The 14,034-nt window shown below is 72.0% G+C and carries 11 protein-coding genes and 1 pseudogene; 4 read left to right on the plus strand and 8 right to left on the minus strand.

Annotated features, from left to right (window positions below):
- The 3 genes and pseudogenes from AB0E67_RS19115 to AB0E67_RS19125 form a co-directional block, all read left to right on the plus strand.
- Window positions 1-408 (plus strand): annotated as a pseudogene (locus AB0E67_RS19115) (dihydrodipicolinate synthase family protein); the annotation flags it as partial.
- Window positions 392-1,417 carry a hydroxyacid dehydrogenase gene (locus AB0E67_RS19120; protein ID WP_362027981.1) on the plus strand — a complete coding sequence of 342 codons (1,026 nt, stop codon included), beginning with the start codon at window positions 392-394 and terminating at the stop codon, window positions 1,415-1,417. The pseudogene AB0E67_RS19115 and the gene AB0E67_RS19120, both read left to right, overlap by 17 nt.
- 49 nt (window positions 1,418-1,466) lie before the next feature.
- Window positions 1,467-2,315, plus strand: coding sequence for a fumarylacetoacetate hydrolase family protein (locus tag AB0E67_RS19125; RefSeq protein ID WP_362027984.1), 849 nt, complete (start codon window positions 1,467-1,469; stop codon window positions 2,313-2,315).
- A gap of 86 nt (window positions 2,316-2,401) precedes the next feature.
- Here the strand turns inward: AB0E67_RS19125 and AB0E67_RS19130 are convergent, their stop codons facing one another.
- The 5 genes from AB0E67_RS19130 to AB0E67_RS19150 form a co-directional block, all read right to left on the minus strand.
- Complete coding sequence (locus AB0E67_RS19130; RefSeq protein ID WP_362027987.1) at window positions 2,402-4,108, minus strand: NAD(P)/FAD-dependent oxidoreductase; 1,707 nt, start codon at window positions 4,106-4,108, stop codon at window positions 2,402-2,404.
- Window positions 4,109-4,183: 75 nt separating this feature from the next.
- The gene (locus AB0E67_RS19135) at window positions 4,184-4,981 is read right to left on the minus strand and encodes a carbon-nitrogen hydrolase family protein (protein ID WP_362027990.1); all 798 of its coding nucleotides are present in this window, start codon (window positions 4,979-4,981) and stop codon (window positions 4,184-4,186) included.
- 222 nt (window positions 4,982-5,203) lie between these two features.
- Entirely contained in the window at window positions 5,204-5,659 is a 456-nt protein-coding gene (locus AB0E67_RS19140; protein WP_362027993.1) for an Lrp/AsnC family transcriptional regulator, read from the minus strand.
- Window positions 5,660-5,796: 137 nt separating this feature from the next.
- The gene (locus AB0E67_RS19145; protein WP_362027995.1) at window positions 5,797-7,254 is read right to left on the minus strand and encodes an aldehyde dehydrogenase family protein; all 1,458 of its coding nucleotides are present in this window, start codon (window positions 7,252-7,254) and stop codon (window positions 5,797-5,799) included.
- 266 nt (window positions 7,255-7,520) lie between these two features.
- Window positions 7,521-8,987, minus strand: a complete 1,467-nt coding sequence (locus AB0E67_RS19150; protein ID WP_362027998.1) for a GuaB1 family IMP dehydrogenase-related protein — start codon at window positions 8,985-8,987, stop codon at window positions 7,521-7,523.
- 327 nt (window positions 8,988-9,314) lie between these two features.
- On the opposite strand from AB0E67_RS19150, the gene AB0E67_RS19155 reads away from it, so the two are divergent.
- Complete coding sequence (locus AB0E67_RS19155; RefSeq protein WP_362028000.1) at window positions 9,315-10,337, plus strand: terpene cyclase; 1,023 nt, start codon at window positions 9,315-9,317, stop codon at window positions 10,335-10,337.
- Window positions 10,338-10,510: 173 nt separating this feature from the next.
- Here the strand turns inward: AB0E67_RS19155 and AB0E67_RS19160 are convergent, their stop codons facing one another.
- The 3 genes from AB0E67_RS19160 to AB0E67_RS19170 all read right to left on the minus strand — a co-directional run bounded on the left by AB0E67_RS19160 (window position 10,511) and on the right by AB0E67_RS19170 (window position 14,009).
- Entirely contained in the window at window positions 10,511-11,527 is a 1,017-nt protein-coding gene (locus AB0E67_RS19160) for a sugar-binding domain-containing protein (protein ID WP_073787572.1), read from the minus strand.
- Window positions 11,528-11,689: 162 nt separating this feature from the next.
- Entirely contained in the window at window positions 11,690-12,373 is a 684-nt protein-coding gene (gene rpe, locus AB0E67_RS19165; protein WP_360114669.1) for a ribulose-phosphate 3-epimerase, read from the minus strand.
- A gap of 202 nt (window positions 12,374-12,575) precedes the next feature.
- Window positions 12,576-14,009 carry a transcription antitermination factor NusB gene (locus AB0E67_RS19170; protein WP_362028004.1) on the minus strand — a complete coding sequence of 478 codons (1,434 nt, stop codon included), beginning with the start codon at window positions 14,007-14,009 and terminating at the stop codon, window positions 12,576-12,578.
- Between the last annotated feature and the right edge of the window lie 25 nt (window positions 14,010-14,034).

Here is a 14,034-nt window from a genome sequence, read left to right on the forward strand (position 1 = left end):
GACCTGCTCACCCCGTACGAGACGGCCGGCGGCACCCGGCGCTGGTTCGCCGGCGGGCTGCTCGGCCAGTGGGCCGTTTGGACCGGCTCCGCCGTGGCGCTCCTCGACGACGTGCGCAGGGCGCGCGCCGGGGACCACGAGGCGATGGTGCGCTGCCTGGCACGCCGCCCCGAGCTGACCGACGCCAACAGCGCGGTCTTCGACGTGCGCGGCGCGTTCCGGGGCTGCATCGCCGGGGTGCACGAAGTCCTGTACCGCCAGGGCCTGTTGGCGAACATCCGCTGCCTGGACCCGGCCGAGACACTGTCCCCCGGGCAGGCCGAGGAGATCAGCCGGGTGGCCGCGGCCTACCCGTGGCTGACCGATGACGCCTTCGTCGCGGAGCATCTCGATGCCTGGCTGTCCTGACCCGGCGACCACCCGCGACCGGGTGGTCGTCGCCGTGCCGCCCCGGCTGCGGGAGCAGTTCTTCGCCGCCGAGGTGTGGCGGGAGCTGGAGCGGGCGGCGGAGCTGACGGTCCTGGACCACCACCGGGACCGGGACGCGGTCGCCGCCGCGCTTCCGGGCGCCCGCGCCCTGATCACCGCGTGGGGCGCGCCGCGGGTGGATGCCGGGCTGCTGGCCTCGGCGGACCGGCTGGAGCTGGTGGCGCACACCGGTTCGGCGGTCGCCCCGTACGTCACCGAGGACGTGTTCCGGCGGGGCATCTCGGTCACCCAGGCCGGGGACGAGATGGCCCGCCCGGTCGCCGAGGTGGCGCTCGCGTTCACGCTCGCGCTGCTGCACCGCGTCCACCGCTTCGACCACGCGCTGCGCGGCGGGGCGCCGTGGGCGGCGGCGGGCGAGGCGCCGCCGCGCCACGAGATCCGCGGCAGCGACATCGGGGTCATCGGCGCCTCCCGCACCGGCCGCGCCTACATCGCCCTGGTCCGGGCGATGGGGGCGCGGGTGAGCGTCACCGACCCGTTCCTGTCCGAGGCGGACGCCGAGGAGCTCGGTGTACGGTCCGTCCCGCTGGAGACGCTGCTGTCGCGCAGCCGGATCGTGGCCGTGCACGCGCCGGTCACCGAGGAGACGCACCGGATGATCGGCGCCGCGCAGCTGGCGCTGATGCCGGACGGGGCGGGTCTGGTGAACACCGCCAGATCGTGGCTGGTCGACGAGGACGCGCTGCTGGCCGAGCTGTCGTCGGGCCGGCTGGACGCGGCGATCGACGTCTTCGACGCCGAGCCGCTGCCCGTGGACCACCCGCTGCGCTCCCTGCCGAACGTCCTGCTCACCCCGCACCAGGCGGCGGGCACCGTCGAGTGCCGTCGGCGGCTCGGCGCGAGCGCCGTCGACGAGGTGCTGCGGCTGCTCGCCGGACGCCCCCCGGCGCACGCCGTCACCGTCGACGCCCTCGCCCGACTGCACTGAGCCCCCTGCGAAACCCCCGACACCCCTACCCCTTGAGAGAGTTCCTCCCATGCGACTGATGCGCATCGGCGAGCCCGGCCACGAGCGCCCGGTCCTCGTCCGCCCCGAAGGCCGTCACTACGACCTGTCCGGCATCACCGACGACATCGACGGCGCGTTCCTCGCCGCGCTCGCGGACGATCCGCACCTGGTCCCCGCCGAGACCGCGCTCCCCGAGATCGACATCACCGGCGAGCGGATCGGCGCCCCCGTGGCCCGTCCCTCCGCGCTGCTCTGCATCGGCCAGAACTACGCGGCGCACGCGGCGGAGTCCGGCAGCGAGCCGCCCGAGCAGCCGATCCTCTTCTACAAGTCGCCGAACACGGTCGTCGGCCCGTACGACGACGTGCTGATCCCGCGCGGTTCGAAGAAGACCGACTGGGAGGTGGAGCTGGCCGTCGTCATCGGCCGCCGCGCCTCGTACTTGGACTCCCCCGCCGACGCCGCCGCGCACATCGCGGGCTACGCCGTCAGCAACGACGTGTCCGAACGCGCCTTCCAGCTGGAGGAGTCGGGCGGCCAGTGGTCCAAGGGCAAGAGCTGCGCCACGTTCAACCCGCTGGGCCCGGTGCTGGTGACGGCCGACGAGGTCGGCGACCCGCAGCGGCTGCGGCTGCGCAGCTTCGTCAACGGCGAGCCGCGGCAGGACTCCAGCACCGCGGACATGATCTTCAGCGTGGCGCACCTGGTGCACCACCTGTCGCAGTACCTGGTGCTGGAGCCGGGTGACATCGTGAACACCGGCACCCCGCAGGGCGTGGCGCTGTCCGGCCGCTTCCCGTACCTGGGAGCGGACGACGTGATGGAGGTCGAGATCTCGGGGCTGGGACGCCAGCGCAGCGTCTGCCGCCCCGCCTGACGCCGATCCGCCGGGCGCGGCCCCGCCCCCCCGTCGGATCGGGACCGCGCCCTCCCTTTGACGCCCCGCCCCGGCCCGAACGCCCCTCAGTCCTCGGGGAGTTCGACCGGGGCGATGTCGTCGAACACGTCGCCGGGGCCGGGGTTGGTCGGGTCGGTCGCGCCGCCGAACCGGGCCATCACACCCCAGACGGCGTTGAGCGCGGTCTGCACGGCGCCCTCGGCCCATCCGGCCGTCCAGGAGATGTCGTCGCCCGCGAGGAAGATGCCGCGCCGGTCGGCGGGCAGCCGGTCCTGCATGAAGTGGGTGAACAGCCGTCGCTGGTACCGGTAGTGGCCCGGCAGGTTGGCCTTGAACGCGCCCATGAAGTACGGCTCGTTCTCCCACGAGACGGTCACCGGGTTGCCGATGATGTGCTTCCTGATGTCGACGTCCGGGTAGATCTCGCCGAGCGACTTCAGCATGACCTCCATGCGCTCGTTCGCGGAGAGCGGCAGCCACTTCAGGCTGTCGTCGCACCAGGTGTACGAGAGGCAGATGACGGCGGGCCGGTCGGGGCCGTCGTCCAGGAGGTACGTCCCCCGGGTCATCCGGTCGGTGAGCGTCATCGACATGCGGTCCCGCCCGGTTCTCTCGTCCTTGTCCAGCCAGAACGGCCGGTCGACGGGCACGAACAGCTTGGACGACTCCATGTAGTGGGTGCGCTCCATCGCCGTCCAGTGGTCGATCGGGAAGAGCGCGTCGTCGCAGTCGATCTTCGAGAGCAACAGCCAGGACTGTCCGGTGAAGATCACTGCGGGATAGGTGCGGATGTCACCGGTGGCGTCGGTGACGGTGATCCGGTTGCCGGCGGTGCGGTGCAGCCGGGTGACTGCGGGGCGCGGTTCGCCACCGTGCAGCGAGGACAGCGAGGTGCCCAGCGGCCAGTGGACGATCTTGCGCGGTTCGCGTTCCCAGAGCCGCAGCGGGAGTTGCTGGCTGCCGCCGACGATGGAGCGGTGGTGGTCGTCCGCCTCGGTGTAGACGACGCGCAGGATCTCCAGGATGGAGTTGGGGAAGTCGGTGTCCCATCCTCCGGTGCCGAAACCGACCTGGCCGAAGATCTCCCGGTGCTTGAACGACCTGAAGGCGTCGGAGTCGCAGAGGAAGCCGTAGAAGGTCTGGTTGTCGAGCCGGTGGACGAGCCTCGACCAGAGCTCCCGGACGCGCGGCACGTCGCGCTCGCGCATCGCGCGGTTCATGTCCGAGAAGTCGGCGTCCTCCTCCAGGCACCGGTTCCAGGCGTCCATCACGTCCCGGTACACCTGCGGCAGGTCGTCGATGGTCCGCGCGTAGTGCGACTCGCCCTTGAGGTCGACGACGGTCGACGGGGTGGCCGGGCCGAGCGGGTTGGGGAACGGCCTGGTCTCCAGGCCGACCAGGTCGATGTAGTGCTGGAGCGCGGTGGAGGAGGGCGGGAAGCGCATCGCGCCCATCTCCGCGGTGAGTTCCCCTCCCTCACCTGCGGCGGAGCAGCCGTCGAAGCCGACGGTGCGCAGCCGGCCGCCGATCCGGTCGGCCTCGTACACCACGGGCCGCAGGCCCATCTTCATCAGCTCGTACGCGGCGACGATGCCGGACAGCCCGCCGCCGATGACGGCGACCTCGGTGCCGTGCTCCGTCGCCGGGATCTGCCCGAGCCCCGCGGGATGCGCCAGATAGTCGTCGTACGCGTACGGGAAGTCCGGTCCGAACATGGTGATGGGCTCGGCCGCCTCGGTGTGCTGGGCGGCGTTGGGCACCGTGGACGTCATGGGGTACGGACTCCTTGCACGGGAACGAGAGCAATGGAACGGGACGGTGTGGCGGAAGGGGTGGCGGGCCCGGACTCAGGCGAGGGAGCCGTACAGGCCGGGCCGGCGGTCGCGCAGATACGGGTTGGCCTCGCGCGACGCGCCCAGGAGCGCGGTGTCGACGTCGCCGGTGATCAGTTCCTCGCCGCGTCCGGCGCGGGCGCGGACGGTGCCGTCGGGGCCGGCCAGACAGCTCAGCCCGACGAACTCGAACGCGCCCTCCGGGCCCGTGCGGTCGGCGTAGGCCACGTACATCTGGCTCTCGAACGCCCGTACCGGGACGAGCGATTCGGCGACGAACTGGTACGGGTGCATGAGCGCGGTGGGCACCAGCAGCAGCTCGGTACCGGCGAGGGCGTGTGCGCGGACGTTCTCCGGGAACTCGACGTCGTAGCAGATCAGCATCCCGACGCGGACGCCGTCCAGTTCGGCCTGCACGACGGGGTGCTCGCCCGGGGTGAACCACTCCTGCTCGAAGTCGCCGAAGAGATGGGTCTTGCGGTAGTTCGCGAGCGTCGCCCCGTCCGGGCCGACGAGCCGTGCGGTGTTGAAGATCCGCTCGCCGTCGCGCTCCGGGCAGCCGTACAGGACCGCGAGCCCGTGCCGGGCCGCGATCCTTGCGACGGCCCCGGCGGACGGGCCGTCGGCCGGCTCGGCCAGCCGTGCCACGTCGGCGCCGATCGCGTACCCGGTCAGGAACAGTTCGGGGCAGACCATGAGCCGGGCCCCGGCGTCCGCCGCCCGCCGCGCCGCCTCGTCGAGCGCCGCGAGATTCGTGTCCACGTGCCCGGGGCGTCCGGAGCTCTGGAGCAGGGCGGTGCGCAGCGACGGCATGTCTGACCTCGGGCGATGGGGGCGGGGCGGGACGTATCGACGGTACGGTCCGCCGCTCGGGGCGGACAAGGCGCGACCGTTGCGCATCCACCGTCGATCCATTGCGCGTCACCGGCCCGCGGCGGCGATTCATTGCGCCGGGCGTCGTCCCAGGTCAGAAGGGTGACGCAGGTCTCAGCCGGTCCGCCCGGACGGGGTCGGCCCGGTCCCGGCGCACCGCGCCTACTGCGGCGGCCCCGAGGTGTACCGGCGCAGCAACGGCGACAGCACCAGCACGGACTTGGTCCGCTCCACGTACGGCTCGCCCGCGATCCGTTCCAGCACCTGCTCGAAGTGGCGCATGTCCTCGGCGAAGACCTGCACCAGCGCGTCGGCCTCGCCCGTCACCGTGGACGCCGACGCGACCTCCGGATAGCGCTCCAGCCCCTGCTTGATCGCCTCCGGGGAGGTGTTGCGGCTGCAGTAGATCTCGATGTAGCCCTCGGTCTCCCATCCCAGCGCCGCCGGGTCGACCCGCACCGTGAACCCGGTGATCGCCCCTTCGGCGCGCAGCCGGTCCACGCGGCGCTTCACCGCGGGTGCGGAGAGACCGACGAGCGCGCCGATGTCCGCGTAGGAGCGCCGGGCGTCTTCGGCGAGGGCGTGGACGATGCGTTCGTCGAGGTCGTTCAGGCGCACGTCGGGCGGTTCACTTCTCTGCGATGGCCGGTTCGGGGGCGGCGCGGGCCGCCCTCCGAAGTAGAACACGCCACCGCCCCGCCGGACGCACCCGGCGGGGCGGTGGGGAAGGGAACCGCGTCGTGGGCGCGACCCCGTCAGAAGGGGAAGCGCGAGCGGCCGTACTGCACCGAGATCCACTTCTGGGTGGTGAACGCCTCGACCATGGAGTCGCCGTTCAGCCGGCCGAGGCCGGAGCTCTTCTCGCCACCGAACGGGACGATGGGCTCGTCGTGGACCGTGCCGTCGTTGATGTGGATCATTCCGGTGTGGATGCGCTGCCCGACGCGCACGCCGCGCTCGATGTTGCCGGTGTGCACCGCGCCGCTGAGCCCGTACGGGCTGTCGTTGGCGATCCGCACCGCCTCGTCCTCACCGTCGAACGGCACGACGAGCGCGACCGGTCCGAACAGTTCCTGGGACAGGACGGGGGCATCGGCGGGCAGGCCGGTCAGCACGGACGGGCTCACCAGGTTGCCCTCTGCCCGGCCGTGCAGCAGGGCGGTGGCCCCGTCCTCCACCGCCTGGTCGACGAGCGAGGTGATCGCCTCGGCCTGGGTGGCGTTGATCAGCGGGCCGATCACGGTGTCCGGCGCCGCGGGGTCGCCGACCGGCAGCGATGCGACCTTGGCGACGAACTTCTCGGTGAACTCCTTCTCCACCGCCCGGTCGACCAGGATGCGGTTCGCGGCCATGCAGACCTGGCCCTGGTGCACGTAGCGGCTGAAGACGGCCGCGTCCACGGCGTAGTCCAGGTCGGCGTCGTCGAGGACGATCAGCGCGCTGTTCCCGCCGAGCTCCAGCACGGCCCGCTTGAGGTGGGCCGCGCACACCGTGGCGACGTGCCGCCCCACCTTGTCCGAGCCGGTGAAGGAGATGACCTGCGGAACGGGGTGCTCCAGCAGCGCGTCGCCGATCTCGGCGATGTCGGTGATCACGACGTTGAGGAGCCCGGCCGGCAGCCCCGCGTCCTCGAACACCTTCGCCACCAGCGTGCCACCGCAGACCGGGGTGTTCTGGTGCGGCTTGAGCACCACGGCGTTGCCGAGCGCCAGGGCCGGGGCGACCGACTTCAGCGACAGCAGGAACGGGAAGTTGAAGGGGCTGATCACGCCGACGACGCCGACCGGCACCCGGTAGACGCGGTTCTCCTTGCCCTCGGTCGGCGAGGGCAGGATCTGACCGGCGGGCCGCAGCGCGAGCTGGATCGACTCGCGCAGGAACTCCTTGGCCAGATGCAGCTCGAACGCCGCCTTCACCCGGGTGCCGCCGAGCTCCGCGACGATCGCGTCGCTGATCTCCTGTTCGCGCTCCTCGACGATGCGCAGCGCCCGCTCCAGCACCTGCCGCCGGGCGTACGGGTTGGTCTCGCCCCAGGCCTGCTGGGCGGTCTCGGCCGAGCGGTACGCCTGGTCCACCTCGTCGGCCGTGGCGACCGTGATCGAGGCGAGCTTCTCCCCGTTGTACGGGTTGAAGTCGATGATGTCCCAGGACCCCTTGCCCGGCCTCCACTCTCCGTCGATGTACTGATGGGCCAGGTCAGTGAAGAAGGACATGAGATCCCTTACCGCAGAGAGAGCCGGGCAGCTGATTGCCGTTCATACTACTGAGGGGCCGGGCAAGTTGGGCCGTGGCTCAGGCCACCCACCCGCCGTAATCGGACATCCTCGCCCCGTTCCCGGGCGGGAAAGCGGTTGCCCCTCACGGCGCGAACGGCCGTAAGGGGCAACGGTGTTGTGACGGGCGCGGGATCGGCTCCGGCCACACCACGCCGCGGCGGGATCAACTCCTGCCGGTGAACCGCTTCGTGGCGGTGGCGTGATCAACTCCAGCTGGCGTGCAGCGGCTTGCCCTCGGCGTACCCGGCGGCGCTCTGCACCCCGACGACCGCCTTCTCGGCGAACTCCTCCAGCGACGCCGCACCGGCGTAGGTGCAGGAGGAACGGACGCCCGCGATGATCGAGTCGATCAGGTCCTCCACGCCGGGCCGGGCCGCGTCGAGGAACATCCGCGAGGTGGAGATCCCCTCCTCGAAGAGCGCCTTGCGGGCCCGGTCGTACGCCGACTCGTCCGAGGTGCGGTTCTTCACGGCGCGCGCGGACGCCATGCCGAAGGACTCCTTGTAGAAGCGCCCGTCGGCGGACTGCTGGAGGTCGCCGGGCGACTCGTACGTACCGGCGAACCACGAGCCGATCATCACGTTGGACGCGCCCGCCGCGAGTGCCATCGCGACGTCGCGCGGGTGCCGGACGCCGCCGTCGGCCCACACGTGCTTGCCGTACTTCTTCGCCTCGGCGGCGCATTCGAGGACCGCGGAGAACTGCGGCCGGCCCACACCCGTCATCATCCGGGTGGTGCACATGGCACCCGGTCCGACACCGACCTTGACGATGTCCGCGCCCGCCTCGACGAGGTCGCGCACCCCTGCGGCGGCGACGACGTTGCCCGCGACGACCGGCACCCTCGGGTCGAGCGCCCGGACCGCGCGGATGGCGCCGATCATGGACTCCTGGTGACCGTGCGCGGTGTCCACCACGAGCGTGTCGACGCCCGCGTCGAGCAACTGCTTGGCCTTGCCCGCGACATCGCCGTTGATCCCGACCGCGGCGGCGATCCGCAGCCGGCCCTCGGCGTCGGTGGCCGGTGTGTACAGCGTGGCGCGCAGCGCGCCCTTGCGGGTGAGGATGCCGACGAGCCGGCCGTCCGCGTCGACCGCGGGAGCCAACTTGCGGTGGGCACCGTCGAGTTCGTGGAACGCGTCGCGCGGCGCGATGTCCGCGTCCAGCAGCATCAGGTCCCTGGACATGACCTCGGAGAGCTGGGTGAAGCGGTCGACACCGCCCAGGTCGTGGTCGGTGACGACACCGACGGGCCGGTGGTCCTCGTCCACGACGACGCCGGCGCCGTGCGCGCGCTTCGGCAGCAGGAACAACGCGTCGGCCACCGTCTGGCCGGGCGTCAGCACGATCGGCGTGTCCAGCACCAGATGGCGCTTCTTCACCCAGGAGACGACATCGGTGACCACGTCGATCGGGATGTCCTGCGGGATGACGACGAGCCCGCCGCGGCGGGCGACCGTTTCGGCCATCCGGCGGCCCGCGATGGCCGTCATGTTCGCCACGACCAGCGGGATGGTGGTGCCGGTGCCGTCGGGCGAGGAGAGATCGACTCCCTGGCGGGAACCGACCGCCGAACGCCCCGGGACCATGAAGACGTCGTCGTACGTGAGGTCGTACGGGACCGAGGGGGACTCCGTGTAGCGACCGGTGCCGGGCTCAAGAAAGCGCATGATGCTCATTTTTTCATACGAAACGGCGCAGGTCGCGTTCACGAAGGCACAGCAAAACGCCCCCGTGCTCGTACGTTCCTCCGATGAGGCGTGCGGGAACCCCGGACGAACGGACCCCCTCCTCGTCGCGCCACGCACCCGGTCGTCCTCGCATCATGTCCCGCGGCATTCGGAATCATTCACGATCATCATCCCTGGACCTGGCTGCAAGCGGTCGGGTAGCTTCAAAACCCGCAGGTCCCGTGGGCCACCACGACGCCCGGAGGAGGATGCGGAGGAGCCACAACCTCCGTCAGAGGTACGACCGGAGAGGATCAAGGACCCACCGTGGACAATGAACTGCCGGACATCTACTGCCCGTTCCCCCAGCGCACCAATCCGCACGTCCCGCACACCCGGGTCCATCTCGACGCCTGGATCCGCAACACCGGTCTGGTACATCGGGATTCGGCCAGGGAACGCTTCGAGCAGGCGGACTTCGGAGCCTTCGTCGGCATGGTGTATCCGACCGCCGACGCCGAGAGGCTCGACCTCGTCGCCGACTGGTTCGTGTGGCTGTTCCTCGTCGACGACCAGCTCGACGACGGCCACCTGGGCCGCAGCCCGGAGCGGGTGCGCGACGTGGTGGCCGTGATGAGGTCCGTGATCGAGGGCAAGGGCACGGGGACCGCGCCGGACGAGGAGCTTCCCGCCGCCGTGGTCGCCCTGGTCGACCTGTGGGAACGCACGACCCCCGCCGCCGCCGCACACTGGCGCGCCCGGTTCGGCTGGCACCTGACCGAGTACCTCATGACGACCACCACCTGGGAGGCCGGGAACCGCGCGGACGGTGTGGTGCCGTCCGAGGAGACCTACATCGCCAAGCGGCGCCACACGGGCGCGATCCACGTGTGCATGGATCTCATAGAGATCGTCGCCGGGATCGAGGCCCCCGAGTCGATCCACAACGACTCCCGGTTCATCACCGCCCTGGAAGCCTCGTGCAACGTCGTGTGCTGGGCGAACGACGTGTACTCGTACGAGAAGGAACAGGTCCTCGGCGAGATCCACAACCTCGTCCATCTGGTCCGGCACCACCGCGGATACGGAAAGCGGGAGGCGCTGGAACACGTCTGCGCCGAGACCGACAGGGAGACCCGGCGGTTCCTCGCCGCCGAGGCCGAGCTGCTGAGCTCCTACCCGCAGCTGTCCGGGATGCTCCTGCCGTACCTGGACGGGATGCGGAGCTGGATGCGCGGCAACCTGGACTGGTCGCGCCAGACCCCCCGCTACAACCCGGCGGACGTGGGCCAGTACGAGGAACCGGAGGAATACCTGGAGGCGACGGTCCTGGGCGTCGTCCAGGACTGACACCTCGCACTCCGCCCGCGGACCGTCCGGACGGTCCGCGGGCGGACGCCGTTCCCACCGTCGTACGGACGCCGCCGTACATGACGCGGCACGGGCGCGACGGCCGACCGCGGGCCGGGCGGCGCGGACGGCCGTCGGCGCCGCCCGCGGCCGCCCGGCCGCACCGTCCCCGCTCAGGCCCCGTCCGGGTCGGCCCGTTCCAGGGCCGGGCGCCTCGGCGCCGCCGACTCGGTCAGCAGATACTCCGCCGCCGCCGTGTCCGTCACCAGGCTGGTGACCAGACCGGACCGCAGCACCGCCCCGATCGCGGCGGCCTTGCGCCGACCGCCCGCGATCGCCACCACTTCCGGGATCCGGCGCAGCCGGTCGGCCTCGACCGTGATGCACCGCTCCCCCAGGTCCCGGCCGACCCGGCGCCCCTCCGTGTCGAAGAGGTGCGCGGACATCTCCGCGGCGACACCGAGCGAGGCGTAATGGGCGCGCTCCTCGTCCGTGAGCATGTCGTGGACGGTGGAGATGCCCGGCTCCCAGGAGCCGATGGACACCGCGGCGACCGTGACCTTGTCGAAGTAGTCGAAGGCGCGGGCGATGCCCGTCTGGTGGCGCAGCGCGGCGGCCGTGGCCGAGTCGGGCAGCAGCATCGGCGCGTAGATCGGGTGGGCCTCGCCGCCCGCCACCTGGGCGGCGCGTCGGACCGCCTCGACCGAGCCGCGTTCGGCCGTCCCCGCGTCGTACACACCGGTGAGCTGCACGACGGTGCACGGGGGCAGCCGGTCGAGGGCGGCGGCCATGTGGATCGTGGACCGTCCCCAGGCGAGACCGAGCACATCGCCCTCGGTCACCAGCTCGCCGAGCAGATCGGCCGCGACCTCCCCCAGGTTCTCCGGGTCGGGTGCGTCGTCGGGCTCCTCCGCGGGCGATTCGACGACCACCGCGTGACGCAACCCGTAACGGGCCCGGAGCGCGTCGGAACGCTCGGCGTCCAGCTCGGCGGGAACACGGATCTCGATGCGCACGAGGTCGCGTTCGAGTGCCGTCTCCAGGACCCGGGCCACCTTGAAGCGGCTGACACCGAACTCCTCGGCGATCTGGATCTTCGACTTTCCTTCGAGGTAGAAGCGGCGGGCCATGGCCGCCGCCTGCACCAGCTCCGCGGGCCCCATCCGCAGGGCGGACCGTCCCGCCGACATTGCAGACACCGCGATCTCCTCACTGCTGTTCACACTCTCGATACGCCGTTCATCCTGTCAGATCCGGCGATCCCTGATCGGTCCCGTCGGACCGCGTTCATCTGCCCTTGGCCGGGCCGACTTCCGTTCGGGGCCGGAGCGCGGTCCGGCCGTGGTTCTGGGTCAGTGGCGGCAGGCCCAGGCGGCCGAGGCGGTGGCCGCGTCGGCCTGGGCGCGCAGGGCGCGCACCGCCTCGGCGGGGTCCTCGGCCCCGTAGACCGCCGAGCCGGCGACGAAGACGTCCGCACCTGCCTCGGCGCACTGCTCGATGGTGGACCCGGAGACGCCACCGTCGACCTGGAGCCAGAGTTCGAGTCCGTGCTTGGAGATCAGCTCACGGGTGCGGCGGATCTTCGGCAGCATGATGTCAAGGAACGCCTGGCCGCCGAAGCCCGGCTCCACCGTCATGATCAGCAGCATGTCGAGCTCGGGGAGCAGGTCCTCGTACGGCTCGATGGGCGTCGCGGGCTTGAGCGCCATGGAGGCGCGGGCGCCCTTGGCCCTGATCTCCCGCGCCAGCCGCACGGGGGCGGCGGCGGCCTCCGCGTGGAAGGTGACGGATCCGGCTCCCGCCTCGACGTACTGCGGCGCCCAGCGGTCCGCGTCCTCGATCATCAGATGGCAGTCCAGCGGGGTGTCCGTGGCCCGGCTGAGCGATTCCACGATCGGCACGCCGAGGGTCAGGTTGGGGACGAAGTGGTTGTCCATCACGTCGACGTGGAGCCAGTCGGCGCCTTCGACCGCCTTCGCCTCCTCGGCGAGGCGGGCGAAATCGGCGGACAGGATGCTGGGGTTGATCTGGGCCATGTGCCAAGCCTGCCATGCTCCGCACCGGTTCCCCGCCCCTGCGCGGGCCAAAGCCTCACCGGATCGTTACAGTTCGCGGGGTCCGAGCCGCACCATCCGCCCGATCCGGACGTTTCGGCCGTCGCGCGCGGGCCCCGGGCGGCCCGTGGACGACGGCCGGTCGGCCGGGATGCCGCGCGGCGCTCCCCCGCCCGCTCCGTCGTCAGCCGGTGCGCCGCAGCAGCGCCAGGTACATCGCGTCCGTGCCGTGCAGATGCGGCCACAGCTGGACGTCGGGTCCGTCCCCGAGCGCGGGCACTCCCGGCATCAGCGGGCGGGCGTCGATCCATTCCGCCTCGACCGGCCTGCCGCCGCGCCCCCTGAGCACGTCCTCGACGACGACCCGGGTCTCCGCGAGATGCGGCGAGCAGGTCGCGTAGCCGACGACGCCGCCGACCCGGACCGCCGCCAACGCCTCGCGCAGCAGGCCGCGTTGCAGCGGCGCGAAACCCTCCAGGTCCTCCGGCCGGCGCCGCCAGCGCGCCTCCGGGCGGCGCCGCAGCGCGCCCAGTCCGGAGCACGGCACGTCCATCAGGATCCGGTCGAAGGTGCCCGGACGCCACGGCGGGCGGGTGCCGTCGGCGGTGACCACCTGGTACGGACCGGGGTTGCCGGCCAGCGCGCGCTCGACCAGGCGGGCCCGGTGCGGCTGCTTCTCGGCGGCGAGCAGGGCGGCCCCGCGTCCGGCGGCCAGCGCGCCGAGCAGGGCGGCCTTGCCCCCCGGTCCCGCGCAGCCGTCGAGCCACCGGGAGTCACGGCCCTCCAGCGGGGCGTGGGCGAGGGCCGCGGCCACCAGCTGGCTGCCTTCGTCCTGGACCCCGGCGCGGCCTTCCCGGACCGCCTCCAGGACGCCGGGCTCGCCGCCCTCGGCCATCCGCACGGCGTAGGGCGACCAGCGGCCGGGCAGGCCGTTCTCCTCGCCGAGGGCGGTGAGGAGCTCCTCGGTCGTGGCCCGGCCGGGGCGGGCGACGAGCGTGACCTCGGGCCGTTCGTTGTCCGCCTCCAGAAGGTTCTCGATGCCGGCCCGGCCGCCGCCCAGCGCGTCCCAGAGGGCGGAGACGACCCAGCGGGGATGCGAGTGCACGACCGCGAGGTGGTCCTCGGGGTCCTCGTCGTACGGCGGGGCGACGCGCGCCAGCCAGCCGTCGAGGTCGTCCGCGGCGACCTTCCGCAGCACGGCGTTGACGAACTTGGCCCGCCCCTCGCCGAGCACCACCCGGGCCAGTTCCACACTGGCGGAGACCGCGGCGTGGGTGGGGATGCGGGTGCCGAGCAGCTGGTGCACGCCCATGTCGAGCACGTCGAGGACCGGCGGGTCGACCTCGCGCAGCGGCCGGTCGATGCAGGCCGCGACGATCGCGTCGTACGTCCCCTGGCGGCGCAGCGTCCCGTAGACCAGCTCGGTCGCCAGCGCCGCGTCCCGGTTGTCGAAGTCACCCGTGGCGCGGGCCTTCTTCAGCAGCGGGGGCAGGACGAGGTTGGCGTACGCGTCGCGTTCGTCGACGGCCCTGAGCGCCTCGAAGGCGAGGAACCGGACGGGGTCCTTCTTCGGACGGCGATGCGGCTTGGCGGGACGGCGACGCTGCTGGTCGTTCACGTGAAAGGTGCTCCGCTGGTGGTGA

This window comes from Streptomyces sp. NPDC032161 (assembly GCF_040636995.1).
Lineage (GTDB): Bacteria > Actinomycetota > Actinomycetes > Streptomycetales > Streptomycetaceae > Streptomyces.